General features: G+C 72.6%; 19 protein-coding genes and 1 riboswitch. Of the genes, 1 reads left to right on the top strand and 18 read right to left on the bottom strand.

Features of this window, described 5'->3' with window-relative positions:
• Nucleotides 1-244 precede the first annotated feature (244 nt).
• The 9 genes from ABZ721_RS01880 to ABZ721_RS01840 form a co-directional block, all read right to left on the bottom strand.
• The gene (locus ABZ721_RS01880) at nucleotides 245-970 is read right to left on the bottom strand and encodes a transglycosylase family protein (protein WP_358786555.1); all 726 of its coding nucleotides are present in this window, start codon (nucleotides 968-970) and stop codon (nucleotides 245-247) included.
• A gap of 4 nt (nucleotides 971-974) precedes the next feature.
• A riboswitch (cyclic di-AMP (ydaO/yuaA leader) is annotated at nucleotides 975-1147 on the bottom strand.
• Between the two features lie 272 nt (nucleotides 1148-1419).
• Nucleotides 1420-2439, bottom strand: a complete 1020-nt coding sequence (locus ABZ721_RS01875) for a transglycosylase family protein (RefSeq protein ID WP_358786554.1) — start codon at nucleotides 2437-2439, stop codon at nucleotides 1420-1422.
• Nucleotides 2440-2618: 179 nt separating this feature from the next.
• The gene (locus tag ABZ721_RS01870; protein WP_358786553.1) at nucleotides 2619-3920 is read right to left on the bottom strand and encodes a cytochrome P450; all 1302 of its coding nucleotides are present in this window, start codon (nucleotides 3918-3920) and stop codon (nucleotides 2619-2621) included.
• A gap of 17 nt (nucleotides 3921-3937) precedes the next feature.
• Entirely contained in the window at nucleotides 3938-4639 is a 702-nt protein-coding gene (locus ABZ721_RS01865) for an endonuclease V (protein WP_358786552.1), read from the bottom strand.
• A gap of 49 nt (nucleotides 4640-4688) precedes the next feature.
• The gene (locus ABZ721_RS01860; protein ID WP_358786646.1) at nucleotides 4689-5672 is read right to left on the bottom strand and encodes a nucleoside triphosphate pyrophosphohydrolase; all 984 of its coding nucleotides are present in this window, start codon (nucleotides 5670-5672) and stop codon (nucleotides 4689-4691) included.
• 59 nt (nucleotides 5673-5731) lie between these two features.
• A complete protein-coding gene (locus tag ABZ721_RS01855; RefSeq protein ID WP_358786551.1) occupies nucleotides 5732-6373 on the bottom strand; it encodes a SurA N-terminal domain-containing protein in 642 nt (213 codons plus the stop codon).
• A gap of 125 nt (nucleotides 6374-6498) precedes the next feature.
• Nucleotides 6499-7212, bottom strand: a complete 714-nt coding sequence (locus ABZ721_RS01850; protein ID WP_358786550.1) for an HNH endonuclease family protein — start codon at nucleotides 7210-7212, stop codon at nucleotides 6499-6501.
• Between the two features lie 68 nt (nucleotides 7213-7280).
• Nucleotides 7281-8819 carry a protein kinase gene (locus ABZ721_RS01845; RefSeq protein ID WP_358786549.1) on the bottom strand — a complete coding sequence of 513 codons (1539 nt, stop codon included), beginning with the start codon at nucleotides 8817-8819 and terminating at the stop codon, nucleotides 7281-7283.
• Nucleotides 8816-9460, bottom strand: a complete 645-nt coding sequence (locus tag ABZ721_RS01840) for a hypothetical protein (RefSeq protein WP_358786548.1) — start codon at nucleotides 9458-9460, stop codon at nucleotides 8816-8818. Before ABZ721_RS01840 ends, ABZ721_RS01845 begins: the two co-directional genes overlap by 4 nt.
• Before the next feature lie 321 nt (nucleotides 9461-9781).
• On the opposite strand from ABZ721_RS01840, the gene ABZ721_RS01835 reads away from it, so the two are divergent.
• A complete protein-coding gene (locus ABZ721_RS01835; protein WP_358786547.1) occupies nucleotides 9782-11212 on the top strand; it encodes a DUF2079 domain-containing protein in 1431 nt (476 codons plus the stop codon).
• On the opposite strand, the gene ABZ721_RS01830 is transcribed toward ABZ721_RS01835, so the two are convergent.
• The 9 genes from ABZ721_RS01830 to ABZ721_RS01790 all read right to left on the bottom strand — a co-directional run bounded on the left by ABZ721_RS01830 (nucleotide 11193) and on the right by ABZ721_RS01790 (nucleotide 25960).
• Entirely contained in the window at nucleotides 11193-11639 is a 447-nt protein-coding gene (locus ABZ721_RS01830; protein ID WP_358786546.1) for a GtrA family protein, read from the bottom strand. The two genes, ABZ721_RS01835 and ABZ721_RS01830, sit on opposite strands and share 20 nt — an antisense overlap.
• Complete coding sequence (locus ABZ721_RS01825) at nucleotides 11639-12655, bottom strand: glycosyltransferase family 2 protein (RefSeq protein WP_358786545.1); 1017 nt, start codon at nucleotides 12653-12655, stop codon at nucleotides 11639-11641. The genes ABZ721_RS01830 and ABZ721_RS01825 overlap by 1 nt, the downstream gene beginning before the upstream one ends.
• A gap of 143 nt (nucleotides 12656-12798) precedes the next feature.
• Nucleotides 12799-16359 carry a transcription-repair coupling factor gene (gene mfd / locus ABZ721_RS01820; protein WP_358786544.1) on the bottom strand — a complete coding sequence of 1187 codons (3561 nt, stop codon included), beginning with the start codon at nucleotides 16357-16359 and terminating at the stop codon, nucleotides 12799-12801.
• Between the two features lie 187 nt (nucleotides 16360-16546).
• Nucleotides 16547-19111: an FtsX-like permease family protein gene (locus ABZ721_RS01815; protein ID WP_358786543.1), complete on the bottom strand. Its 2565-nt coding sequence runs from the start codon at nucleotides 19109-19111 to the stop codon at nucleotides 16547-16549.
• Complete coding sequence (locus ABZ721_RS01810; RefSeq protein WP_358786542.1) at nucleotides 19108-19899, bottom strand: ABC transporter ATP-binding protein; 792 nt, start codon at nucleotides 19897-19899, stop codon at nucleotides 19108-19110. Before ABZ721_RS01810 ends, ABZ721_RS01815 begins: the two co-directional genes overlap by 4 nt.
• 410 nt (nucleotides 19900-20309) lie before the next feature.
• The gene (locus ABZ721_RS01805; protein ID WP_358786541.1) at nucleotides 20310-21233 is read right to left on the bottom strand and encodes a cellulose-binding protein; all 924 of its coding nucleotides are present in this window, start codon (nucleotides 21231-21233) and stop codon (nucleotides 20310-20312) included.
• 200 nt (nucleotides 21234-21433) lie between these two features.
• Nucleotides 21434-24040, bottom strand: coding sequence for an SUKH-4 family immunity protein (locus ABZ721_RS01800; RefSeq protein WP_358786540.1), 2607 nt, complete (start codon nucleotides 24038-24040; stop codon nucleotides 21434-21436).
• 8 nt (nucleotides 24041-24048) lie between these two features.
• Nucleotides 24049-25074 (bottom strand): SMI1/KNR4 family protein, encoded by a 1026-nt coding sequence (locus ABZ721_RS01795; RefSeq protein ID WP_358786539.1) that lies wholly within the window; start codon nucleotides 25072-25074, stop codon nucleotides 24049-24051.
• 100 nt (nucleotides 25075-25174) lie between these two features.
• Nucleotides 25175-25960 (bottom strand): sensor domain-containing protein, encoded by a 786-nt coding sequence (locus ABZ721_RS01790; protein ID WP_358786538.1) that lies wholly within the window; start codon nucleotides 25958-25960, stop codon nucleotides 25175-25177.
• Between the last annotated feature and the right edge of the window lie 20 nt (nucleotides 25961-25980).

Genomic DNA, 25980 nt, shown 5'->3' with positions numbered 1-25980 from the left:
GATGCGTGTCTCTCTGCGCTTTGCGACACGAGCCTAACCGCCCGGGGAGGGTGGACCCGTCGATCGGCCGACCCGCGAGACGAAAAGGGGCCCAAAGGCTGACAACAGGTGACCAACGTCGTCTTACGTCCACACGGCGTTCGCCCGCCGTCCGCGTGGCTAAAGCCGAAACCCCGGCCCGGCACGCTCGGGGGGAGTGCGTGCCTGGCCGGGGAGTTTTCGGGGATCAGCCGAGCGGAGGTGCTCAGCCGAGGTGCAGCTGCTGGCCCGGGTAGATCAGGTCGGCGTCGCTGACGATGGACTTGTTCAGCTCGAACAGCTTCTCCCAGCCACCGGCCACGTGCTGCGCCTGGGCGATCTCGGAGAGGCTGTCACCGGCGACGACCTTGTACTCGCCGTCACCCTTCTGGACCGGGGCGGCCTTCTTGGTCTCGACCTTCTCGGCCTTCTTGGTCTCGACCGGCTTGGCGGCCGGCTTGCTCTTCTTCACCGGGGTGCGCTTCTCGGTGCCGCGGCTGGCGGTGTCCGAGGAGTCACGCGACGAGGAGTCCGAGGTGGAGCTCTTCGAGGAGGACGAGGAACCCGAGGTGTCGACCTGGGCGGACTCGCCACCGGCGGTCAGGTTGCCGGCGCCGGCGCAGGCCCAGGCACCGGGACCCTGCATGGCGAGAAGCTTCTCGGCCACGGCGATCTGCTGGCCCTTGGTGGCGAGGTCGGCGCGGGAGGCGTACGCGGTACCGCCCGCGGCTTCCCAGCTGGACTGCGAGAACTGCAGGCCGCCGTAGTAGCCGTTGCCGGTGTTGATGGACCAGTTGCCGCCGGACTCGCACTGGGCGACAGCGTCCCAGGTGGCGACCGAGGCGGCGGAGGCGCCCGTGGCACCCATCAGGGGAACGGCGATCGCGGCGGTGGTGACGCCGGCGAGCGCGGCGATGCGGGTGAACTTGGACGCGCGGCGGTGCTTAGCCATGGTGTTTCATCCTCACCGACGCCTACGAGGTCAGCTGTCGGGTTCGGGCGTGAGTTGCCCGGCTGCGCGGTTCACACCGCGCTGCTCCACCCCAAGCCGGTCCGTCCCCCACGAGTTCGGGTCCGGGCCGGCGGAAGACCTTGGGTCCCCCGCTCCTGCCTACGGCGCTTTCGCGTCGACTGTTCCCGTCGGTCGGCGGCAGGACTCGGCGATCCTGACCGGCGGGGCCCGCTGTGGCGAGCAGTACGACGTTAAGCACACGATCCCGGCGAGGACAAACATCCCCGGGGTGGGCGACATGTCCCCCATCCGACTGAGCGGGCGCACAGATTCGCAGGTCGGAAGGGAGAAATGCGACGCAGTGCAACCGGGCCGTCACAGCCGCCACGGAGACCCTTGTCACAGGATCCGGGGGTGCCGGGATCGTCTCCAGCGGTCCGCCGAGGGTCTCAGTAGCTCAAGTCGAGGTGCTGGCCCGGGAGAATAAGGTCCGGATTGTCCCCAACAATCCGGTCATTGGCCCCATACAGCGCCTTCCATCCACCCTGCAGATGGTGGTCGGCGGCGATGTCGCACAGGTTGTCGCCGGGCAGCACGACGTAGTCGCCGTCGCCCGCCACGTCGCCCTGGCCGGTGTTCTGGGCGCCGTTCGCGTCCCCTGTGCCGGTGGAGCCCGCGAGGCGGTCCGCGTCGCGCGAGGCACGGTCGGTGGCCGTCCCGTCGGCGGTGTCCGGCGAGCCGGGCTTGGCGTGCCGGCCCTGGCTCCGGCCCGGGGTGGTGTCCGCGAGGTCCGAGATGACGGCGGGAGCCTTGGGGGTGGTGGTCGGCGTGGCGGCGGTCGAGCCGCCCGAAGGATCGGTCGCCGGACCGGTCGCCGGGTCGTCCGTCACCGGGGTGCCGGTGGGCGTCGACGGGGTCGTCGGCGCCGTGCCCACCGGCGGCGTCGTGGTCACCGGGGGCGTGGTGGGCGTGGCGGGGGTCGTGGGCACCCCGGGAGCCGTCGGCGCCGTCGGCTTCGTGGCGGGCGTCGTCGGCGTCGTCACGGGGACCGACGGCAGGATCGAGCCCGGGTCGACCGCCGGCGGCGCTCCGCCGGAGACGAGCCCGGCGGGCTCGGCGCAGCCGGGCCAGGCCTCCGGGCCGAGTTCGGCGAGCAGCGTCTCGGCGACCGTTATCTGCTGCGAGCGGCTGGCGAGGTCCGGGCGCTCGGCGTAGACCTTGCCGCCGTACTGCTCCCAGGTGTCCGCGGTGATCGCCAGTCCGCCGTAGAAACCGTTGCCGGGGTTGGCGCTCCACAGGCCGTTGCTCTCGCAGGCCGCCACCTTGTCCCAGACCTTGACATCGGCCGCCTGCGCGGCACCCGCACCGAGCAGCGGCAGGGCGATCCCCGCTCCGGTCACCGCGACCACCACGACGGCGGTCGAGGCCTGGCGCGGTCGGCGATGTCTGCCGTTCCCGGACTTCAGCATGCGGTCACCCACTCCAAAAAAGATCGACTACGGTCCCGCGTCAGCTGCGGCAACCCTGCGATGACCGCAGAACGTAGCGGTGTTGACCATCGCATCACAAGTCGGTGTAGCGATCATCACGCTCAGGTCACGGTCGATTCCGTCCCGTACCTCGCGCACCGGACATTTTTGACGCTCCATCAGGGTTTAGCGGGCGGAAGTGCGGCTTCCGGGGTGAACGCGACCGGCAGCGTCCGCAGTCCGCGCATGATGAGACCACCGCGCCACCGCAGGTCATCGGGGTCCGCCGCCATCCGCAGGTCCGGCAGCCGGGTCAGCAGCGTCGCCAGCGCGGACTGCGCCTCCAGGCGGGCCAGCGGGGCGCCCAGGCAGTAGTGGATGCCGTGCCCGTAGCCGATGTGCTGGTTGTCGCGGCGCGCCAGGTCCAACGTGTCGGGCCCGTCGAACCGGTCGGGATCTCGGTCGGCCGCGGCCAGCACGACGAGCACCGGCTCGCCCTCCCCGATCAGCTGCCCGCCGATCGTCAGCGACTGCGTCGCGAACCGCCAGGTCGCCAGCTCCACCGGCCCGTCGTAGCGCAGCAGTTCCTCCACGGCGGTCTCCAGCAGCCCGGTCTCGCCGCGGGCGATCGACGCCTGGAGCAGGGCGCGCTGTTCGGGATGGCGCAGCAGCGTGTGGACGCCGTTGCCGATGAGGTTGACGGTGGTCTCGAACCCGGCGAAGAGCAGGATGAAGGCCATCGCCGCGGCCTCGTTCTCCGACAGGTGCTCACCGTGGTCGCTGGCCCGGATCAGCCCGGAGATCAGGTCGTCGCCGAGGTCCGCGCGCTTGCGGTGGATCAGCTCCAGCAGGTAGGCGCGCATCTTCTTCACCGACCGGGCGACGCCGCCGCGCGGGCCGCCGCCGTGGCGGATCATCATCCCCGCCCAGTCGCGGAAGTCGTCCTGGTCCTCGGGCGGGACGCCCAGCAGGTCGCAGATGGCGTAGATGGGGAGTGGGAAGGCGAACTCGTGGATGAGGTCCGCCTCCGACTTCACCGCGCCCGTTCCGTCCCGCTGGAGGCCGTCGATGAGCCGGTCGGTCAGTTCCTGCACGCGCGGCGCGAACTCCGCGATCCGGCGCGGGGTGAACGCCTTGGAGACGAGCCGGCGCAGCCGGGTGTGGTCCGGCGGGTCGATGTTCAGCAGGTGCGTCATCAGGTCGGCGCCGCGCTCGCCGGGGATGCCCACCTTGTTCTTGGCGTTGGCGCCCTCGCTGTGGTGGCCCCGGTTCTTGCTCAGCCGCCCGTCCGCCAGCGCCTGCCGCGCGTCCGCGTACCGCGTCACCAGCCAGGCGTCGACGCCGCTGGGGAGGGTGGTCCTGTGCACCGGCGCGTGCTCGCGCAGCCAGGCGTACGCCGGGTAGGGGTCGGCGGCGAACTCCCAGGTGAAGAGGGTGGGGGCGGGGGCGGGCGCGGGGGTGGCGGCAGTCTCGTCAGGCACCCCCTGACGCTAGCCCGTCAGGCGCCCCGCGCCGCCAGCGCGTCCCGGCAGAGCCGGTCGGCGAGCCGGGTCGTCTGCGGCAGCCGGTACTCCGGCGCCAGGGCGAGGACGTGCCGGCAGGCGGTGTCCAGGTCGATGCGGTGCCCTGTCGACACGTAGACCGGCTTGACGCCCCGCCGGGTGCGCAGTGCGCGCCCCACGGTCTCCCCGCCGTCGACGAGCGGGGCGAACGCCCCGCGCTCCGGGCCCAGCGCGGCCGGGTCGTGGCTCCCGGTGAACGGCGTCTTGGCGACTCCGGCCGTCGGGATGCCGGTGATCACCCCGAGGTGGCAGGCGAGGCCGAACCGGCGGGGGTGCGCCAGCCCGTGGCCGTCGCACAGCAGCAGGTCGGGGACGGTGTCGAGCTTGCGCAGCGCCTCGACCAGGGTGGGCAGCTCGCGGAACGCGAAGAGCCCGGGAACGTAGGGGAACGACGTCTCGCCGACGGCCGTGGCCTGCTCCACCGTCGCGAGCGTCCGCGCGTCCAGGACGACGACGGCGGCGGCCACCCGGTCGCCCGTGCCGTTCCCGTCGCCCGCGTAGGCGACGTCCAGCCCCGCGACGAAGCGCGGCCGGCCCGGCCCCGGGCCGACGTGGTCCGCGCGCTCGCGCAACCGGTCCTGGATCTCGCGTGCCTGCGCCTCACCGGCGGGCCACTCGTGCGGTACGTCGATCTGCATGGCAGAACGCTACGTCGCGGGGCACGACGGCCCCGATCCCGGGTCCGGGCTACTCCGCCGCGCGCAGGGCGTCGCGGTAGCGGCGGGCGGCGGCCCGCAGCGCGGACTCCGCGTCGAGCCCGGCGGCGTTGGCCGCCGTCGCGAGCGCCAGCAGCAGGTCGCCCAGCGCCGCCTCGTCGGCCGGGGGCACGACGCCCACGGCGCTCGCGGCGGCGTCCGGCACCGGCAGCCCGGCCCGGCGCGCCCGCGCGCCGAGCTGCGCGGCCAGCGCGAGCGCCGGCTGCCCGACCGGCACCCCGTCGGTCACCGAGTCGCGCTGCTTCTCCACTCCCTTGAGCCGGACCCAGTTCTCCTGGACCGCCTCGGGCGTCTCGGCGATCTCGTCGCCGAAGATGTGCGGGTGCCGGTGGATGAGCTTGTCGACGATCGTGCCGGCGACGTCGTCGATCGAGAACGGCTCCTCCGCGTCGTCCTCGGCGATCCGGGAGTGGAAGACGACCTGCAGCAGGACGTCCCCGAGCTCCTCGCGCAGCGACTCCCGATCGCCGTCCTCGATCGCCTCGACCAGCTCGTACATCTCCTCGATGCCGTACTTGGCCAGGTCCGTGTGGGTCCGCTCGCGGGTCCACGGGCACTCGACGCGGATCCGGTCCATGATCTGCACGAGGTCGAGCAGCCGCGCGCCCGGCAGGTCGTACGAGCCGGGCAGCAGCTCCAGGTCCGGCATCGCGACCCGGCCGGACCCGCCGAGGCGGGCCAGTTCGTCGGTGACCGCCGGGTCGTTGTCGGCGGTCGGGAGATAGACGACGGTCCGCTCACCGGCGGTGGCGTCCACCAACTCCCGCCCCGTCGGCGCGGCGTGCACGAGGCGCACGCCCGCCTCCCGCAGGTACGGCAGCTGGGGGTGGTGCGGGTCCGGGCAGATGACCTGGTCGGCCCCGCGCAGCAGTTCCCACGCGGGCCACGACAGCAGGCCGGGCGCCACCCGGTGGCTCATGGTGAGCAGTACGAGGCGGCCGGGCGCGGGGGTCATCGAGTCGTCCACCGCACGAACCTACCTCCCGCCCCGCGCCCGGCTCCGGGCGGACCGCCTCACGCCCCCTGGACGGCGGGCGCCTCGACCGGGGCGAGCCAGGGCTCGCGCGTGGTGCCGAGCTGCGCCCGCTGGGCGTCCCAGGTGCCGTAGCGGGGGTTCACGTCGATCTTCATCGTCTTCGCGGTCTTCGCGAGCAGCTGGTTCAGCGCCGCGTTCCCCCCGTCGCTGCCCGGCTGCACGCCGAGGCTGCTGATGATCTTGCCGGCCTCGACCTGCAGCCGGCAGAACGCGTCGATGTCGGAGGGCGCGACGTTGTACTTCTCCAGCAGCGCCGGCGCCAGCGCGTCGGCGCCGCCGGCCTGGGCCTCCATCGCGGACCGCATCCGGCCGACGTCGGAGCGGGTGACGGTGACCCCGGCGTCCTTGGCGACGCGGTCCAACAGCCGGGTCACCACCATCGTGCCCAGCGTCTGGCTGGTGAGGTCGCTGCTTCCCTCGATCAGGGCCGCGGCCTGGGGCGACTTCTCCTGCGCGGTGCGGACCGCGTTGACCTTCGACTGGAGGTCCGAGACGGAGATCGTCTCGTTCTCCACCACGGCGGCGGCCCCCGCGTGCGGGGTGCCGCACGCGCTGATCACAGGGGTCATCGCCACGAGTGCGGCGGCGGCGAGCGAGACGGCGGTGCGTCGGCGGACCATGGTGCCTCCCGGCATGGGATCGAGCGGCGGTGCTTCGACCTTGCGAAGATCGAGGATATGGAGCGGACCGCCTCCATATCCAGCACTCGGCCGAACTCGGGCCCACGCGGCGGATCACGGACCGGTCAACTCGTGGGCAGCTTCTCCTTCGGGCAGGTGTTCAGCTGCTCGCGCATCGCGTCCTTCTCGGCCGCGGTGACCCACACCCCGTACTTCTTCTTCACGGCGACCTGGCGTGCCACGTAGGCGCAGCGGTACCCCTTGTTCGGCGGCAGCCACGTCGCCGCGTCACCGTCGCCCTTGGAGCGGTTGGCGGACGCGTCGGCGGCGATCAGATTCATCGGGTCGTTGGCGAACTGCACCCGCTTGTCGGTGTCCCACTGCCCGGCGCCCTTCTGCCAGGCGTCCGAGAGCGCGACCGCGTGGTCGATGTCGATCGTGCTCTTGCCCCGGGTGTAGGTGATCGACTTCCCGGTGTACGGGTCGGCGAGCTTGCCCGAGGTGACGACGCAGTCGCCGCCCTGGTCGGAGCGGAACGTTTCCGCGGTGAGGTCGCGCTTCAGTATGTCGTCGCGCGTCCCGCAGCCGTTGTGGTCGGTGTCGACCCACGACTTGCCGAACTTCTCCCGCGTGTAACCCGTCTTCGGCGCACGGCCCTTGACGGTCAGCGAGTCGACCGCGGCCAGCGCGCTGCCGCCCGGTGCGCTCTTGGCGGGCCCGTTCCCGTTGCCGGAGGACCCGCTCTCGGTGTCGGCCTTGCAGCCGGCGGCGCCGAGCAGACCGGCGACCGCCAGTCCGCAGAGGAGTATGTGTGGTGCCCGTGCCCCGCGTTTGAACATGTTCGCACCCTATGGCGTCGAATGCCCGGCGTAACCGGCGGCCCGGACGGACCACCCATCTGCACGCCTCATGCCCGCACTTGGCCCAGCCATGCCAGAGTGCGGCGCAGCTCGGCGCAGAACGGGTGGTGCCGTCCGTGCACGCGCTCGGCGTCGAAGAGCAGCCGGCCGAGCACCTCGCGGGCGGTCGCGCGGTCGCCGACGGAGAGCAGCAGGTTGCCGATCCGGCGGCGGATCTCCAGCGGGAGGACCGGGTCGGTGGCGGCGTACTGCTCGAAGTACGGCAGCAGCGTGCGGTACTCGCCGAGTGCGGCGCCCGCCTCGCCGAGCTGTTCGAGGCACTGCGCCGCCTCGTAGCGGAACTGCAGGACCTGCCGGTCGCCGGGGCCGTTCTGGCTCGCGAACTCCTCCGCCAGCCGGCGCAGTTCCGGGAAGGCGCGACGGTACTGGCCGTCCTCCATGAGCGTGTGGGCGTACTGCTTGCGCAGCATGCGCAGGATCGGCGAGTGCTCGCCGTGCTTCGCCGCCGCGGCGGGCAGCACGCCGCCGAGGATGTCGACGGCCTGCGTGATGCGGCCCGCGTCGAGCAGCCGGCGCACCTCGTCGACCGACGCCGCGATGTCCGGGCCCGCCGGCGGCGTCGACGGCATGGCCGGCACCTGGGGAGCGTCGGGGGCGGCGGCGCTGCCCGGCCGGTCGGGCCAGGGGGCGTGCGGGCGCAGGAAGGGGCGCGTCGGGTCCATCGGCCCCGGCGCGCGCTGCGCGCTCCCGGCGGACGGGAGCAGGGCGGCGAGTTCGCCGTAGACGCGCTGGGCGTCGGCGGGCCGGTCCTGCGGGTCCTTGCCGAGCAGCCGCAGGACGAGGGACTCCAGCGCCTCCGGCACCTCGGGCCGCAGCTGCCGCAGCGCGACCGGGGCCTCGTAGAGGTGGCGGTGCAGCACGCCCAGCGCGGTGGACCCGTGGAACGGCACGTTGCCGCTGAGCAGTTCGTGCAGGACCACGCCGAGCGCGTACAGGTCGGTGCGCGGCCCGACGGCGCCGCCCATCGCCTGCTCCGGCGCCATGTAGGCGGGGCTGCCGATCGGGGTGCCGGTGTGGGTGAGGCGGGTGGTGTCGGTGTCCATGACGGACGCGACGCCGAGGTCGAGCACGACGACGGTGCCGTCCGGGCGGACCATCACGTTGCTCGGCTTCAGGTCCCGGTGCACGATCGGCACCGCGTGGACGGCGGAGAGCGCCGCGCACAGCTGGGCGGCGACCGCCACCGCCCAGGGCCACGGGTAGGGGTCGTGCTGGGCGAGGTGGTCCGCGAGGTCCTGGCCCTCGACGTGCTGCATGACGAGGTAGAGCTCGTCGCCGTCGGTGCCCGCGTCATGGACGGTGACCAGGCCGGGGTGGTCGACCTGCGCGGTGACCCGGCACTCGCGGTCGAAGCGCTGGCGCAGCTCGGCGACGTTCTCACCGCCCGCGACCTTGTCGGGGCGCAGCAGCTTCACCGCGACCCGGCGGTCCAGCCGGCGGTCGTACGCCGTCCAGACCTGGCCCATGCCGCCCTGGCCGAGGACGGTGGCCAGCTCGTACCGCCCGGCGACGAGCCGGCCGTTCATCTGCCCTCCTCCTTGCGGAGGTAGTCACTCAGCTCGTCCAGCTCGGCACGGACCTGGTCGATGCGCGGGGCGGGATGCGCGGCCGGGTCGGGGGTCGGGGTCGGCGTCGGGACGGGCGTCGGGACCGGCGTCTGCGACGGGCCGGGGCCCGGGGTGGGGGTGTCGCGGTACGGGTTGTAGTCGGCGCGGGCGGAGGGCAGCTGCGTCTGCTGCGGGTGCTGCGTCCGCACTCCGCCGTAGGGGAACTGCTGCCGCCCCTGCTGCCCGTACGCGAGCGCGGCCGCCCGCGCGTCCACCGCCTTGTAGTGCCGGATGTCGGTGACGAGGTAGTACACCGCCACCACGATGGCCTGGATGAACAGGATGGAGACCACCGCGTTGTCCCGCGGGCTGTTGTCGTTGCCGCTGTCGCCGCTGTCGCCCCCGCTGCCGAGGAGGATCACCAGCACGACGCACAGCACGAAGCTGGCGCCGCAGAGCACCCAGTCCACGGCGTTGCGGCGGCGCAGCAGGGCGATGCGCAGCAGCGGCGTCCAGGCCAGCATCCCGCACGACATCACCGCGAGCAGCACGAACAGGACGCGCAACCCGGTCCGTGCGCCGTCGTTCGGCGGGGGCGGCGTGATGCCTGGGCCGTTCATGGCTGCTCCTGAACAAGAGTCTCGGCTGGGAGAGCGAGCGTATCGGCCGGGACGGACGAGCGGTCCGGCGATGCCGCAACAATTCGGCCCCGGCCCCGCCCGTCTGGCCCCGGTCACCAGGAGCGACGCATACTGCGATGCGGGCGGTTGCGGTGACCCGGGGCAGGACGGCGGGAGACCGGCGGCAGGACGCCCGGAGACCGCGGCCAGGCGCCGGGAGAACCGGCGGAACCGCGTTCCGGCGGCACTCACGTATCTTTTCGTGGCGGGCGTGCACCGGCCGAGGGTGCCGCGCGTCTTCCCGTGCGAAAGGAACGCAGCATGGACATGGCTACTGCGGCCATCCCCGCCCAGCACGGGAACAGCGACACCGCCCCCGGCGGCGTGCGCCGCCTCCTGCGCCCCGGGCTGGACCCGTACTGGCTGGCCGGGGCGCTCTTCGTCGCGTACGCCACCTTGTCGGTGTGCCGGTTCCGGCGGATGGCGACGATGTCCTGGGACCTCGGCATCTTCGAGCAGGCGATCAAGTCCTACGCGCACCTCCAGGCGCCGGTCGCCGACCTCAAGGGCCCCGGGACCAACATCCTCGGCGACCACTTCAGCCCCATCACCGCCCTGGTGGCCCCCTTCTACCGGGTCTTCCCCTCGCCCGTCACCCTCCTCGTGGTGCAGGCCGCCCTCTTCGCGCTCTCCGTCGTCCCGGTCGCCCGGGTCGGCGCGCACCTGCTCGGCCGCGGGCGCGGGCTCGCCGTCGGGGTCGCCTACGGCCTGTCGTGGGGGGTGCAGCGGGCCGTCGAGTTCGACTTCCACGAGATCGCCTTCGCCATGCCGATGCTCGCCTTCTCGCTGGAGGCGGTGCTGCGCAAGCGGTGGACGACCGCGATGTGGTGGGCGCTGCCGCTGATCCTCGTCAAGGAGGACATGGGCGCGACGGTCGCCGCCATCGGCGTCGTCGTGCTGCTGCGCTCCCGGCGCGACGATCCGCGGGCGGCCTCGTACGCGATCTGGCTGATCGGCTTCGGCGTCGCCTTCGCCGCCATCGCCTTCGGCGTCCTCATCCCCGCCTTCAACAACAGCGGCGGCTACGACTACTGGAACAAGCTCGGCGGCAGCGGCGCCCCGGTCGCCGGGCACATCCCGCCGGACACCGCGCTGCGCACCCTGCTGTGGATCCTGCTGCCCACCAGCGGCCTGCTCGCGCTGCGCTCCCCGCTGCTGGTCGCCGCCCTGCCCACCATCGGCTGGCGCTTCGTCTCGCACGACGACCACTACTGGGGCCTGGACTGGCACTACAGCGCCGTGCTGATGCCCGTCGTCCTGCTCGCCCTCGTCGACGCCGTCAACGAGTCGCGCGACAGCCCGCGCGGCTGGCTGCGCTCCTACGCCTCGCAGCTGCCGGCCGCCGCGGCGGCCGCCGCCCTGGCGCTGAGCACCACGCTCCCGCTGGCGGACCTCACGCACACCGCCACGTACCAGCCGGGCGCGCACGTCAAGGCCGTCGAGAAGCTGCTGCGGCAGATCCCGGACGGGGCGAGCGTCGAGGCCAACGTCGGGCCGATCAGCCGGCTCGTCAACCGCTGCACGGTCTACTGGGTGGGCGGCGCGAAAACCGTCGTCCCCGACTACATCGCGATCGACAACGGGGACGGCTGGGTCCCGGACCCGGTCACCTACGCCCACCAGCTCCACCCGACGGCGACGTACACCGAGATCGCCACCGGCGAGGGCTACGTCATCCTGCGTCGCGCGTAGCGGGGGCGAGGGCGGGCTCCTGGGCGGCGGGGTCCCCGGCGGCGGGCGCCGGCTGCTCGCGGGCGAGCAGGATCCGCCGGGACAGCACGAACGTGACGGGGATCGCGGCGGCCGCCGCGATCAGCGGGGCCGGCTTCTCCCCGACGCCGCACCACTCCACCAGGACGTACATGCCCACCGAGGTGACGGTGAAGTTCGTCAGGTTGGTCAGCGGGAAGAACAGGAACTTCCGCCAGGTCGGCCGGGTCCGGTAGGTGAAGTACGTGTTGAGGAAGAACGAGCCGACCATGCTCAGCACGAACGCCGCCACGTACGCCGGGTAGTAGGGCATCCAGCGGTGCAGCAGCAGGTAGCAGCCGTAGAACGTGGCGGTGTTCACCACGCCCACCAGGCCGAAGCGCACCACCTGGAGGAGGCGTACGGGCATCAGCGCCGACCCTCCGCCGCCGACCGCGCGGGCCGCTCCACGAGCACGGCGGAGCCGCTGACGGGCGTGCCGTCCGGGCCCTCGAAGGCGGAGGGCGGCACGTTGGTCTCCTTGACGAGGAAGTGCGGCCGCCGCTTGGACTCGTAGTAGATGCGGCCGATGTACTCGCCCATCAGCCCCAGCATCATCATCTGCAGCCCGCCGAGCCCGACGATGGCGACGATCAGCGTCACGTAGCCGGGCGCGGTCACCCCGCCGACCACCGCGGCGACCGTGACCCAGGCGGCGTACAGCCCGGCCAGGCCGGCCAGCGCCAGCCCCAGGTGTATCCCCGCGCGCAGCGGGCGGTTGTTGAACGAGATCAGGCCGTCGATCCCGTAGTTGAGCAGCGCCCCGAACCGCCACTTGGTCTCCCCGGCGGCGCGGGCGGCGTTGCGGTAGTCGAAGGTGACGGTGTCGAAGCCGATCCAGGAGAAGAGCCCCTTGGAGAAGCGGTTGTACTCCGGCATCGACAGCAGCGCGTCCACGGCCCGCCGCGACAGCAGCCGGAAGTCGCCGACGCCGTCGGTCAGTTCGACGTCGACCCACTTGTTGACCATGCGGTAGTACAGCCGGCTCACGGTGCTCCGCACGAACTTGTCACCCTCGCGGGTGCGGCGGGCTATCACCTGGTCGTGGCCGCGGCTGAACAGCTCCAGCATCCGCACGATCAGCTCCGGCGGGTGCTGCAGGTCGGCGTCCATCAGCACGACGGCGTCGCCGGTGGCCTCGCGGAGCCCGGCGAGCATGCCGGCCTCCTTGCCGAAGTTCCGGCTGAACGAGACGTACCGGGTGCTGCCGGCGTGCCTCTCGGCCAGGCCGCGCAGCCGCTCCAGCGTCGCGTCCGAGCTGCCGTCGTCCACGTAGCAGAGCTCGTACTCGACGGGCAGGAGGTCGAGGGTCTCCCGGATCTTCGCGTCGAAAAGCTCTACACCGGATTCCTCGTTGTAACAGGGAACGACGACGGACAGGCGCATGGGTTCACTTTCCGTGGGATACACGGAGATGCTGCCCGCGGTACCTGACCCCCGCGCGGCCACGGCACAAGGGCCACATGACGGCCGTCTGAACGCCACGTGACACGCGGCGCGGGCCGGTGGGGCCCGCGCCGCGCGGTGGATCAGTTGTCGAGGATCGTGGTCAGGAACTCCGACGTCCACAGCAGCAGTTCCCGGCCGACGACCGGCGTGCCGCCGATCTTGGCGGTGGTCGGGCGCGGCACCAGGAGCTGGCGGGCGGCGCCCTTCATGACCGTGCGCGGGTAGAGCCGGTTCAGCCGCAGCTCCTGCGACTCGCGCAGCTCGACCGGGCCGAACCGGACGTTGCTGCCCGCCAGGGTGATGTCGCTGACCCCGACCTTGCGGGCGAGCAGCCGCAGCCCGGCCACCAGCAGCAGGTTCTCCACCGGCTCCGGCAGCTTGCCGTACCGGTCGGTCAGCTCCTCGCGGACCGCGGTGATGTCCTCGTGGCTGTTGGCGGCGGCGATGGCGCGGTACGCCTGCAGCCGCAGCCGCTCGCCCGGCGCGTAGTCGTGCGGGACGTGCGCGTCCACCGGCAGTTCGATCTTGACGTCGAGCAGCGTCTCCTCGGGCTCGCCCGCGCCGTCCAGCGCCGAGCGGTAGTCCGCGACCGCCTCGCCGACCATCCGGATGTAGAGGTCGAAGCCGACGCCCGCGATGTGCCCGGACTGCTCGCCGCCGAGCAGGTTGCCCGCGCCGCGGATCTCCAGGTCCTTCATCGCGACGTACATGCCCGCGCCCATCTCGGTGTGCTGCGCGATGGTCGCCAGCCGCTCGTGCGCGGTCTCGGTGAGCGGCTTCTCCGGCGGGTACAGGAAGTAGGCGTAGCCGCGCTCGCGGGAGCGGCCGACCCGGCCGCGCAGCTGGTGCAGCTGCGAGAGGCCGAAGTTGTCGCCGCGCTCGACGATGAGCGTGTTGGCGTTGGAGATGTCGATGCCGGACTCGACGATCGTCGTGGAGACCAGCACGTCGAAACGCTTCTCCCAGAAGTCGACGACGACCTGCTCCAGCTGGCTCTCGCCCATCTGCCCGTGCGCGGTGGCGATCCGCGCCTCCGGCACGATCTCGCGCAGCCGCGCCGCCGCCCGGTCGATCGACTCGACCCGGTTGTGGATGTAGAAGACCTGGCCCTCACGGAGCAGCTCACGCCGGACCGCGGCGCCGATCTGCTTCTCCTCGTACGGCCCGACGAAGGTCAGCACCGGGTGCCGCTCCTCCGGCGGGGTGGTGATCGTCGACATCTCGCGGATGCCGGTGACCGCCATCTCCAGCGTGCGGGGAATGGGGGTGGCGGACATCGTCAGCACGTCCACGTTGGCCCGCAGCTTCTTCAGCTGCTCCTTGTGCTCGACGCCGAACCGCTGCTCCTCGTCGACGATGACCAGGCCCAGGTCCTTGAACTTCGTCTCGGACGAGAAGAGCCGGTGGGTGCCGATGACGACGTCGACCGAGCCGTCCCGCAGCCCCTCCAGCACGGCCTTGGCCTCGCTGTCGGACTGGAAGCGCGACAGCGCCTTCACCACGACGGGGAACTGCGCGTACCGCTCGGAGAACGTCGTGAAGTGCTGCTGCACCAGCAGCGTGGTCGGGACCAGCACCGCGACCTGCTTGCTGTCCTGGACCGCCTTGAAGGCCGCGCGGACCGCGATCTCGGTCTTGCCGTAGCCGACGTCGCCGCAGATCAGCCGGTCCATCGGGACGGACTTCTCCATGTCCTCCTTGACCTCGGCGATGGTGGTCAGCTGGTCGGGCGTCTCCACGTACGGGAAGGCGTCCTCCAGCTCGCGCTGCCAGGGGGTGTCGGGCCCGAAGGTGTAGCCGGGGGCCGCCATCCGCGCCGAGTACAGCTTGATCAGGTCGGCGGCGATCTCCTTGACGGCCTTCTTCGCGCGCGCCTTGGTCTTCGTCCAGTCCGCGCCGCCGAGCCGGTGCAGCGTCGGGGCCTCGCCGCCGACGTACTTGGTGATCTGCTCCAGCTGGTCGGTCGGCACGAAGAGCCGGTCGCCGGGCTGCCCCTTCTTCGCGGGCGCGTACTCGACCAGCAGGTACTCGCGGGTGGCGTTCTGGACGGTGCGCTGCACCATCTCGACGTAGCGGCCCACGCCGTGCTGCTCGTGCACGATGTAGTCGCCGGGCTGCAGGGTCAGCGGGTCGATGGTCTTGCGGCGCCGGGACGGCATCCGCCCCATGTCCTTGGTGGAGGACTTCTGCCCGGTGAGGTCGGACTCCGTCAGCACGGCCAGCTTGAGCCGCGCGTCGATGAAGCCGTGCTCGATGCAGCCGGTCGAGACGTGGACGACGGACGGCTCCAGACCGGCCAGGTCCATGTCCAGCCGGGCGGCGATGCCCTCGCCGCCCAGCACCTCGACGATGCGGGCGGCCGGGCCGTGGCCCTCGGTCACGTAGACCGTGCGCCACCCCTCGGCCAGCCACCCCTTGGTGTCGGCGAGGGCGCGGGCGGTGTCGCCCCGGTACAGCTCGGGCGCGTGCATGCCCAGCTGCAGCGTGTCCTCGTCGGCGTCGGCGTCGTCGGCCGCGCTGTGCTTGCCCTCGCCGGAGGCGAACTGGCTGATCGACCACCAGGGCGTGCCCAGCTCGCGGGCGTGCTCGCGCACGTCGGCGATCGACCACAGCGAGGCCGCGCCCAGGTCGACCGGCGCCACCCCGCCGCCGGCGGAGGCCGCCCAGGACGCCTCCAGGAACTCCTGCGACGTGGCGACCAGGTCCGCGGCCCGCGTCCTGACCCGCTCCGGGTCGCAGACGACCGTCATGCTCCCGGCGGGCAGCACGTCCAGCAGCAGCTCCATGTCGTCCACCAGGACCGGGGCCAGCGACTCCATGCCCTCGACGGCGATGCCCTCGGCGATCTTGTCGAGCAGCTCGTTCAGCTCGGGGTGCCGCACCGCCAGCTCGGCCGCGCGGGCCCGCACCTCGTCGGTGAGCAGCAGCTCCCGGCACGGCGGCGCCCACAGGCCGTGCTCGGCGATCTCCAGGGACCGCTGGTCGGCGACCTTGAAGTAGCGGATCTCCTCGACGTCGTCGCCCCAGAACTCCACCCGCAGCGGGTGCTCCTCGGTCGGCGGGAAGACGTCCAGGATCCCGCCGCGCACCGCGAACTCGCCGCGCTTCTCCACCAGCTCCACGCGCGCGTACGCGGCGGCCGCCAGCCCGTCCACGACCTCGCCGAGATCCGCGCTCTGCCCGCTGCGCAGCGCCACCGGCTCCAGCTCGCCCAGCCCCTTGACCTGCGGCTGCAGCACCGAGCGGATCGGTGCGACGACGATCTTCACGGGCCCGGCCGTCGGGTCGTCCGCCAGCGGGTGCGCGAGTCGGCGCAGCACGGCGAGCCGCCGTCCCACGGTGTCCGAGCGCGGCGACAGCCGCTCGTGCGGCAGCGTCTCCCACGCCGGGTACTCCACGACGGAGTCCGGCGGCAGCAGCGAGCGCAGCGCCGCCACCAGGTCCTCGCTCTCACGGCCGGTGGCCGTCACCGCCAGCACCGCGCGGCCGGTGCGGGCGGCGAGCGCCGCGAGCACGATCGGGCGGGCGGCGGGCGGGCCCACCAGGTCGACGTACGGGCGATTGCCGTCGGCGCCGGCCTTGACCGCTTCGGCAAGAGCCGGATCGTTCACGACGACGTCGAGCAGACCGTTCAGACTCATGAAGGGGTTTCCGTCCCAGGGCTGGACAACGCGAACGACCCGACACGTCAAACGGGCCGGGGTCAGACCAGCGTACGACGCCCCACTGACAACCGCCGTCCGTCATCGAGGTGTGACAAACGGACGGCGGCCCCGGAACGCGGGGGGTCTGCGTTCCGGGGCCGCCTGTAGGCAGTGGGGAGACTGCCTAGTCGGTGGCGATGGCGTTGAGCACGTTCATCCGGCCCGCCCGGAAGGCGGGGACCAGCGCGGCCACCAGGCCGACGAAGGCCGATCCGATGAAGACGAAGATGATCGTCCCCCACGGGATCTTCAGGACGCCCAGGCCCTCAAGGGCCAGCAGCTGCTGCGCCGTGGTGCCCCAGCCCATGCCCAGGCCGAGGCCGACCAGGGCGCCGAAGAGGGCGATGACCACGGACTCCAGGCGGACCATCCGGCGCAGCTGGCGCCGCGACATCCCGATCGCCCGCATCAGGCCGATCTCACGGGTGCGCTCGACGACCGACAGCGCCAGGGTGTTCACGACACCCAGGATGGCGACGATGATCGCCAGGGCCAGCAGGCCGTAGATCATGTAGAGCAGCTGGTTGACCTGGCTCTTGATGAGCTCCTTGTAGTCCGACTGGTCGCGGACGGTCAGCTGCGGGTAGCCCTTGACGGCTGCCTTCAGGGAGGCGGCGGCCTCCTTCGCCTGGCCGTCGACGGCCTTGGCGAACATGATCTCGTTGAGCGGCATCTTGTCTGCCGGCAGGTACTGCTTCGCGGTGGCGATGTTCATGTACATCGCGCCCTTGTCGAACGTGGTGTCGTCCGACGTGATCGCGTTGACCTTGAGCTTGGCCGACTCGCCGCCGACGAAGGCGACCGTCAGCTCGCTGCCGATCTTGATGCCGTGGTCCTTGGCGAAGCCGTCGTTGACGGACATCGCACCGGCCGCGTAGGCGTCGCCGAGCTTGCCCTGCACGGTCTCGATCCGCAGGTCGTCCGCGTAGGTCGGGCTGGCCGCGGTCAGCTGTTTGGTGGACGTCTTGCCGTCCGGCGTCGTCAGCTTGGCGTTGACGCCGGTGTAGTCGGTGACGTGCTCCAGGTGGTCCGCCGAGTGGATCGCCTTGGCGAGCGCGGGGCTGAGCGGCTGCTGGTTGTCGGTCTGCAGGATGAAGTCCGCGCCGACCGACTTGTCGAGCTGGTCGGTGGCCGAGGCCACCATCGAGGAGCCGACCACGGACAGTCCGGCGACCAGGGCGAGCCCGATCATCAGCGCCGAGGCGGTGGCACCCGTACGGCGCGGGTTGCGCAGCGCGTTGCGCTCCGCGAGCCGGCCGACCGGGCCGAAGAACCGGAGCGTTCCGGCGCTGAGGGCGCGGACGATGACACCGGCGAGCAGCGGGCCGATGACGACGCAGCCGAGCAGCGTCAGGACCACGCCGAGGCCCAGGTACGAGGCCCCCGTCGACGCCTTCGTGGCGTTGGCGGCGGCGAACAGGGCGGCGACGCCCGCACCGGTCAGCACCGCGCCGATGGAGGCGCGGATCTTCCCGGCCCTGCCGTCGGCCGGGGTCCCGGCGTCGCGCATGGCGGCCATCGGCGAGATCTTGCCCGCCCGGCGGGCGGGCAGCGCGGCGGCCAGCATGGTGACGACGACGCCGATGCCCAGCCCGATCAGCGGGGTGGCGGCCTTGATCGTCAGCTCGGAGGTGTCGAGGTGCATGCCGAGCTTGCCCATGAGCTTCATCAGCAGGACGGCGAGGCCGATGCCGCCGCCGATGCCGAGGATCGAGCCCGTCACGCCGAGCAGGAACGCCTCGAACTGCACGGACTGGTTGATCTGCTTGCGGCTGGAGCCGATGGCCCGCATGAGGCCGATCTCGCGGGTGCGCTGGGCGACCAGCATCGAGAACGTGTTCACGATGAGGAAGATGCCGACGAGCACCGAGATGCCGGCGAAGCCGAGCATCGCGTACTTCATCGGGTTCAGGAACGAGCCGATGTCGTCCTTGGCCTCGGCCTTGGACTCGGCGGCCGTCTGGATCTTGTAGCCGGTGCCGACGGCGGCGGTGACGTCCTTCTTGAGCTGGTCGTCGTTGACGCCCTCGGCGGCCGTCAGGCCGAATCCGCTGTACGAGTCCGTGTTGCCGAGCAGCCGGCTCTGCGCGGTGGGCGTGTCGAGGTAGACGATCGCCGCGCCGGGGTTGGTGGTCTTGAACGTGACGATGCCGACGACCTGGGCGGTGAAGTCGCCGGGAGCGGCGATGACGCGGAGCGAGTCGCCGAGCTTGACGTCCTTCTTCTTGGCGGTGTCGGCGTCGAGCATCGTCTCGGTGGGTCCGCGCGGTGCGTGGCCCGAGGTGATCTCGACCGACTTCTTCTCGTTCTCGTCCCAGTTGGTGGCGATGGTGGGCGCACCGGAGCTGGGGCCGATGTTCTCGTTCTTGTCGTTGGCGACGGTGACCTTCTCGCTGGACACCTCGACGGTGACCTGCTTGACGCCCTTGACCTGCTGCAGCTTGCTCTGCAGCGCGGCGGGCACGGTCTCCGGCCGGCCGGTGTCCTGCGCGTCGTCGACCTTCTTCGCGCTGACCGAGACGTCCGACGCCGTGGAGGCGAAGAGCTTGTCGAAGGTCGCGGTCATGGTGTCGGTGAAGACCAGCGTGCCGCAGACGAACGCCACCGAGAGCAGCACCGCGACGGCGCTGAGCACCATGCGGCCCTTGTGCGCGACGAAGTTGCGCATCGATGTCTTGAAGACGGTCACGACACCCTCCCACGGGCGTCGAAGGACTTCATGCGCTCGAGGACGGAGTCGGCCGTCGGGTTCGCCATGTCGTCGACGATGCGGCCGTCGGCCAGGTAGATGACGCGGTCCGCGTAGGAGGCGGCGACCGGGTCGTGGGTCACGATGACGATCGTCTGGCCGAGCTCGTCGACCGAGCGGCGCAGGAAGCCCAGCACCTCGGCGCCGGCGCGCGAGTCCAGGTTCCCGGTCGGCTCGTCACCGAAGATGATCTCGGGGCGGGCGGCGAGGGCGCGGGCGACCGCGACACGCTGCTGCTGGCCGCCGGAGAGCTGGTTCGGGCGGTGCTTGAGGCGGCCGGCCAGGCCGACGGTCTCGATGACGCGGTCCAGCCACTCGCGGTCGGGCTTGCGGCCCGCGATGTCCATCGGCAGCGTGATGTTCTCGACCGCGTTGAGCGTCGGGAGCAGGTTGAACGCCTGGAATATGAAGCCGATCTGGTCCCGGCGGAGCTGGGTGAGCTTCTTGTCCTTCAGCTTGGTGATCTCGGTGTCACCGACCCAGATCTGGCCGCTGGTGACGGTGTCGAGACCGGCCAGGCAGTGCATCAGGGTGGACTTGCCGGAACCGGACGGGCCCATGATCGCGGTGAAACCGCTGCGCGCGATGTCGACGTCGACCGCGTCCAGCGCGACCACCCGGGTCTCCTCGGTGGTGCCGTAGGACTTGGTGACCTGCCGTGCACGGGCGGCAACAGCCGAACGCTCTCCGCTGCCCCCGGACTTGGGAATCGTTACAGCCGTTGTCACTGCTATCTCCTGAAATCTTGAGGATTCATCGGGACGCCCCGGAACCCGGTGGCCCCTGTCCCGCGTTATCAGCTTGCTGGTCTGCCTGGGGTCGCGGCGATGGGGCAGGTCTCCGTCTTGCCGGTGGGGTTAGCCCCACCACGTCCCACTCATGACCCTATGGATGAGCCGCGCTCCGAACGTCCTCCGCCAGTACGAACATCGAGTAGGCGGAAGTGCGTACTTTCCCCTAAGGGTCGCGGACATCGAGCCGCGTCCCGACTCGGGGGCGGCGGGCGCGCGGCATCGTCACGCGAGGGGCGCCAACCCGGTCCTGCCTGCGGCGATGCCTCCGACGACGGCTGTCGGGGCCCGCGGTGCGCAGTGAATCGTGCGGTGTACACACACCGTCACGGAAGCGGTCGTTCCGGTTACTCGGGGGCGGGGCCCGGCTCCGGGACGGAGGGGTCGTCGTCGGAGAGCGGGCGGCCGGTGAGGGCCGCCAGGCTGCTGCGGACATGGGCGAGGTGGGCGCGGATCTCCTCGCGGCGCTCCTCGTGCTCGCGCAGCTCCCGCTCGCTCTCGCGCCGGATGCGCTCGTCCCGCGTCCTGGCCTCGGTGAGCAGGGCCGCCGCCTGGGCCTCGGCCTCCTCCTGCCCGCGCCGCGCGAACTCCTCGGCCTCCGCGCGCGCCGCGCGCGCCTCCTCCAGGCGGCGCTCCGCGTAGCCGGTCAGCTCGCCGATCCGGCTGTCGACGCCTGCCTCGCGCTCGGCCATCTCGTGCTCGAAGGCGTCCATCCGCTCACGGCGGTCCTTCTCCGCCTCGGCGAGCGTGCGCGCGGTGTCCTGCCGGGCGGCCTCCAGGCCCTGTTCGGCCTCCCCGCGCACCTGCCCCGCCTCGGCCTGCGCCTCGGCGAGGATCTCACCGGCGCGGCCGCGCGCCTCGTCGAGCACGCGGTCGGCCCGGTCCTCGGCCAGGGCACGGCGCTCGGCGGCGGCCGCCCTGGCCCCGTCCTGCAGCGCGCGGCGCGCGGTCTCCGCGGCGTCCCGGGCGTACTGGATCTCGTTCTCGGCGCGCTCCCTGACCGCCGCGGCCTCGTCCTGGACCAGGCGCAGCAGTTCCCGCGCGCCCTCGCCGAGCGTCTCGTACGTCGCCGGACCCAGCGCGTCGACGTGCTCCCGCAGCGCCGTGACCTCGGCGTCCATCTCGTTCGCGAGGACGGTGAGCCGGGCGGCCCGCTCCCAGGCCGCGTCGCGGTCCTCGGAGAGTTCCTCGAGGAAGCGTTCGACCTGTTCCACGCGGTAGCCGCGCCCGCGAACGGTGTCGAAGCCGTGAGGTGTTGCCGTGCTGCTCATGCGCTGCCCCTCGCCGTCCTTCCGAACCGTACTTTCTGCTCTATTTTCGTCGTTATGTCCGAATTGTGTATACCGCGACACTCCGACATACCCCTACCCAACCCACCGCCGGTACATAGCGCGGCGGCCCGGGTCCGAATGATCCGGACCCGGGCCGCCCGGGACATGCACGACACCGCGGGGTCAGACAGCGGGGAACGTCAGAGCAGGCCGTCCCACATCTGCTCGATCAGCACCGCCCACCAGTTGTCCGGCGAGGCGATGGCGGCCGGGTCCTGCGCCGCCAGCTGGGCCTGGAAGTCGACCGTCCAGCGGCCGGCCTGGTCCGGGGTGAGCCCGATCCGCAGCCGCCACATCCGCCCGAGCAGGGCGAGGCAGCGGGCGAACTCCGGCAGGCTGGAGTTCACGAACTGCGGAGGCACCGGCTGCCCGCCGGGGCCCGCCTCGAGCGGCACGGCGACGATGTGCGCCGTCCCGTACTGCACGCACAGCTGGCGGCCGAAGTCGTTGCCCATGACCAGGTACGAGCCCGCGTCCGAGGCCGGCTGCACCCCGCGCTCCTGCGCCAGTTCGGCGAGCGTGGGCACCGGGCGGCCCGGCTGGGCCTGCGCCCAGAAGAACGGCCCGAAATCGACCGGGAGCCCGGCCCACATCAGGGTCTGCGCGACGATGTCCGGCACGCCCTGGCGGGAGACCGCCCGCTGGTCGAACCGGAACAGGCCCTGCGGCCCGAACGCCTGCGCCAGCTCGTGCCCGATCCCCTCGAGCGGGATCGGGGGCACCCGCTGGACCTGGTTCGGGTCCGGCATCGGCACCCGCTGCGGCTGCGGCCGGGCCGGCGCCGCCGCGACCTGGTGCAGCTCGCCCTGGTGCGTCAGCAGGTGCTGGACGCCCTGCTGGCGCGAGGCGTGCTCCCGGCCGTACGGGGCCGTGTGGCTGATCCGCACCTGGGGCCAGGTCTCGCGGATCATCCGGGCGCAGTAGCCGCCCGGCAGATCGCACGCCTCCAGCTCCGTGTGCAGCTCCAGCACCTGCTGCGGCGGCACGTTGAGCGCGCGCAGCTCGTGCAGGATCTGCCACTCCGGGTGCGGGGTGCCCGGCGCCGAGCGCCGGATGAGCTGCTGCTGCGAACCGTCGTGCGCGCGGTAGCTCAGGACAGCCATGTAGCCGGGGCCGACGGTCGGCACACCGGCCGGCGGCTGCGGGTACCCGTAACCGCCGGGGGGCGGCGGCGGTGCGCCGGCCCCGGGCGGGGGCGGCGGCATGCCGGGGCCGCCGGGGTTCGGGCCGGCGAGCATCGTCGCAGCGTAGTGCGCACCGCCGCCGGGCGGCGCGGGCGGCGCGCCCCGACCGCCGCCGATCTGTCCGGGCGGAGGCGGCGGACCACCCTGGCCGCCACCGATCTGTCCGGGCGGGGGCGGCGGGCCGCCAGGACCGCCGGGACCACCCGGGCCGCCGACACCAGGACCCGCCAGCATCGTCGCCGCGTAGTTCACACCACCCGAGGAACCGCCGGCCGGCGGCGCGGGAGGCGCGCCCCGACCGCCGCCGATCTGTCCGGGCGGAGGCGGCGGACCACCCTGGCCGCCACCGATCTGTCCCGGCGGAGGCGGCGGACCGCCCTGGCCGCCGCCGATCTGTCCGGGGGGCGGCGGCGGGCCGCCAGGACCGCCGGGACCACCCGGGCCGCCGACACCGGGACCCGCCAGCATCGTCGCCGCGTAGTTCACACCGCCGGACGGCGGGCTGCCCGGAGCAGCGGGAGCACCCGGGGCGCCGGGCGCGGGCGGGCCGGGGTCGTTCGGGTTGCGCGCGGGCACCATCTGCGTCGGGAGGTATCCCCCGCCGTCCGAGGCGCCGGGGGTGCCGGGACCGTTGGGCGCGCTGGGCGGCGGCGGGGCGTCCGGGCTGCGCCGTACGGGTCCGGCCGCCGGCACGCCGCCGCGCACCGCCTTCGCGGTCTCCGCGTCGGCGATGTCGGCGGCGCCGCGCCCGGGGGCGCTGGATGTCCCGGGGCCGCCCGGTCCGCCCGGGACCACCAGGCCCGCGGGCGGCGGCAGCGGCACGCCGGGGCCCGACGGGGGCGGCAGGGCCGGGCCGCCGCGGCCCGGGCCGCCGGGACCGGCGGCGGGCGGCCCGATCGGGAAGCCGCCGCCCTCCGGCGGAGCGATCATGGTCGCGGGCAGCGAGCTGCCCTGCGGCATCAGTTCGGTCTTCGCCTCGGCACCGGCCCCCGGCGGCGGGGTGTGCGCCTCGTCGGAGTCGGAGATCGGCGGGGCGAAGACCGTGGCGGGCACGGGGACGGACACGGAGTCGTCCGGCGCGCTGGTGGTACGGCCCGACCAGGCCTCGGAGGAGATCTCGGCCGACGCCTGGGCGGGCACCGGGGCCGCCGGAGCGGCCGGCGCGTCCGGGGCCGCGCCGGGGCGGCGGTCCGGGATGCCCATCTTGTCGGCCGCGTCCTGCAGCCACTGCGGTGGACTGATCAGGAAGGACGTCGCCCCCAGATCGAGCCGCTGGGGCGGGGCGGGCGGGGTGTCGTTCGGCACCGCGCCGTACTCCTCCTCGTAGCGGCGGATGACCTCGCCGACCGGCAGACCGGGCCACAGGGTGGCCTCTCCGCTGTCCCGCGCGATGACCAGCCGCACCTGTCCGTCGTCACTCGACGGACCGTCCTCGCGGGGCTCGGACCAGGCGACGAAGCCCAGGTCGAACTCCCGCACCCGCACCTCGCGGGCCTGGTACGCCGGGACGTCACCGTTGATCCACCGCTCGGCGCGCTCCTGCGCCTGCGCGAAAGTGACCATTCCCTGCTTCACCCCTCCACTGGGACGGCGCCGGCGAAGCCGCCGTCCACCATCAGGTTCGCCACTGTCTCCAGCTCGGGCGGAGTGCCCGCCAGCCGCAGCAGGAACGCGTCGAGCGAGTCGCCGCACGGCAGCAGCAGCTCCGCGACCCGCTCCTGCGGGGACGACCAGTGGTCGCCGTCCCGCGCGTCGTCGTAGGCGCAGAACCAGACCGAGCCGGTCCCCTCGCCCTTGACCTTCACCGCGAGCACCCCGCCCTGGACGTACCCGATGGCCAGGTAGTCCTTGGTGAAGTGGTCGCGCAGGCACTTGTTGACGTACACGAGGTCGTTGACCGCGGCCTCGTCGCGCACCGTGAAGAACGGCTGGTCCAGCAGCAGGCCCAGGTCCGGGTCGAGCGCGACCCCGGCGGGGGCGCAGCCGCCGGCCGCCTTGAGGAACGTGCGGTAGGCGCCGGGGAGCCGGTACCCCAGCTCCTCCTCGACGTCCAGCACCTGCTGCTCGGTGACGGCCATCCCGCTGTGGTGGGGCGTCGCCTTCGGCAGCCGGAAGTGCACGGGCCGGGTCTCCTGCAGCGGGCGGGTACCGCGCTTGGCGTGGTCGGCGGTCGAGGCGGCGAGGCCGCCGTGGTGCCGCAGCAGCGCCTTGACCTCGACGGGGATCAGCTCCAGCCGCCGGGTGCCCGCGACGTGGTGCCAGGTCCAGCCGTGCGGGGTCGCGACGGGCAGCAGGCTGGCCCACAGCTCGTGCCCGGCGGCGTGCATCGCGGCGTTGGCCGACACGTAGTCGGTCAGCCGGAGCTCGTCGACGCCGAAGCCCTCGGGCGGCTCCGCGATCTCCGCGGCCGCCCGCGCGAACGCGGAGAAGTCCGGGTAGCCGTCGTCGTCGACCCAGACACCCTGCGGGTGCCGGGCGGCCCGCACCGGGTCCGGGAAGTGCACGACCTGACCGGCGTAGGCCGCGTTCGGTGGCACGGTCCGTCCCCCGGTCCGGGTGCTGGGAGGTGCCCCCAGCCCTGGCCGACCTGTCGTCATGGCGGTTGCCCCCTGCTGCGTCCGGGTGATGAGCACAGCCTAGGGGGTGTGGCAAGCGCGTCGACCGCCCCCGTCCGGGTCGGTCCGCCGTCCCGCCGGGTCAGCCCGCCGCCTGTGCCGCCTTCAGCTTCGCGTCCTGCTTGCCGGCGACGGCCAGGGGCGGGTCGCCCGCCTGTCCCGTCCCCTTCACCGACAGGTACGTGACGCTGGCGTCGCCGCTGCGCACGACCGTGACCAGCGCCGTGCCGCCCTCCTTGTCGCCGGTGTCCGACATCACGTACGCCACGGCCTCGTCCCCCGCGGTGACCGCGGGGCCCTTCTTGATCGCGAACGGGGTCTTCTTGCCCGCCCCGTCGGTGGCCGTGAACGCGGTGCACTTCTCCAGGGCCTGCCGGATGTCGGCCACCATCTTCGCCGCGTCGCCCGGGGCGTGGCTGGCGAGCAGCATCTGGGTCAGCTGGATGCCGCCCGGCAGGTTGGCCGGGTCGACCTTCCCGACGGAGGCGCCGACGAAAGCCTTGCGCGCGTACTTCGGCTTGGTGCTGGGCGGGTCGGCGAGCGGCTGGCACTCGGGCTTGTCGGACGTCATCGCGTCCTCGGGGCTCATCGCCTCGTTCTTCGACGCCTCGACCTTGTAGCCGGGCACCTCGGCGTCCTTGACCAGCGCCGCCCTCAACTGGGCGGCGGTCAGCGGGGCCTTGGCGGGCGTGGTCGGGGACGCGGCGGCGGACGTCGTCGCGCCGGCCTTGCCCTTCTCGTCACCGCTCCCGCCGTCGTCGCCCGAGCAGGCCGCTCCCAGGGCCAGGACGGGCAGGACGGCGGCCGCCGTGGCGACCTGGCGGATACGGACATTGGTGCGAGTGGTGGTGCGGGACCGAGCGCGCATACGGGCAACTCCCCCTCCGG

Source organism: Streptomyces sp. NPDC006733 (assembly GCF_040636125.1).
GTDB lineage: Bacteria > Actinomycetota > Actinomycetes > Streptomycetales > Streptomycetaceae > Actinacidiphila.
Note: the sequence above shows the minus strand (reverse complement) of the source record. Positions and strands in the feature narration are given on the sequence as shown.

Coding starts and splice junctions, on each gene's coding strand:
- ABZ721_RS01845 (WP_358786549.1), bottom strand. CDS start 8,819: ATGAACGGCCGGCTCGTCGCCGGGCGGTACGAGCTGGCCACCGTCCTC.
- ABZ721_RS01875 (WP_358786554.1), bottom strand. CDS start 2,439: ATGCTGAAGTCCGGGAACGGCAGACATCGCCGACCGCGCCAGGCCTCG.
- ABZ721_RS01805 (WP_358786541.1), bottom strand. CDS start 21,233: ATGAGCAGCACGGCAACACCTCACGGCTTCGACACCGTTCGCGGGCGC.
- ABZ721_RS01850 (WP_358786550.1), bottom strand. CDS start 7,212: ATGTTCAAACGCGGGGCACGGGCACCACACATACTCCTCTGCGGACTG.
- ABZ721_RS01840 (WP_358786548.1), bottom strand. CDS start 9,460: ATGAACGGCCCAGGCATCACGCCGCCCCCGCCGAACGACGGCGCACGG.
- ABZ721_RS01800 (WP_358786540.1), bottom strand. CDS start 24,040: ATGGTCACTTTCGCGCAGGCGCAGGAGCGCGCCGAGCGGTGGATCAAC.
- ABZ721_RS01880 (WP_358786555.1), bottom strand. CDS start 970: ATGGCTAAGCACCGCCGCGCGTCCAAGTTCACCCGCATCGCCGCGCTC.
- ABZ721_RS01825 (WP_358786545.1), bottom strand. CDS start 12,655: ATGCGCCTGTCCGTCGTCGTTCCCTGTTACAACGAGGAATCCGGTGTA.
- mfd (WP_358786544.1), bottom strand. CDS start 16,359: ATGAGTCTGAACGGTCTGCTCGACGTCGTCGTGAACGATCCGGCTCTT.
- ABZ721_RS01830 (WP_358786546.1), bottom strand. CDS start 11,639: ATGCCCGTACGCCTCCTCCAGGTGGTGCGCTTCGGCCTGGTGGGCGTG.
- ABZ721_RS01790 (WP_358786538.1), bottom strand. CDS start 25,960: ATGCGCGCTCGGTCCCGCACCACCACTCGCACCAATGTCCGTATCCGC.
- ABZ721_RS01855 (WP_358786551.1), bottom strand. CDS start 6,373: ATGGTCCGCCGACGCACCGCCGTCTCGCTCGCCGCCGCCGCACTCGTG.
- ABZ721_RS01795 (WP_358786539.1), bottom strand. CDS start 25,074: ATGACGACAGGTCGGCCAGGGCTGGGGGCACCTCCCAGCACCCGGACC.
- ABZ721_RS01865 (WP_358786552.1), bottom strand. CDS start 4,639: ATGCAGATCGACGTACCGCACGAGTGGCCCGCCGGTGAGGCGCAGGCA.
- ABZ721_RS01860 (WP_358786646.1), bottom strand. CDS start 5,672: ATGACCCCCGCGCCCGGCCGCCTCGTACTGCTCACCATGAGCCACCGG.
- ABZ721_RS01835 (WP_358786547.1), top strand. CDS start 9,782: ATGGACATGGCTACTGCGGCCATCCCCGCCCAGCACGGGAACAGCGAC.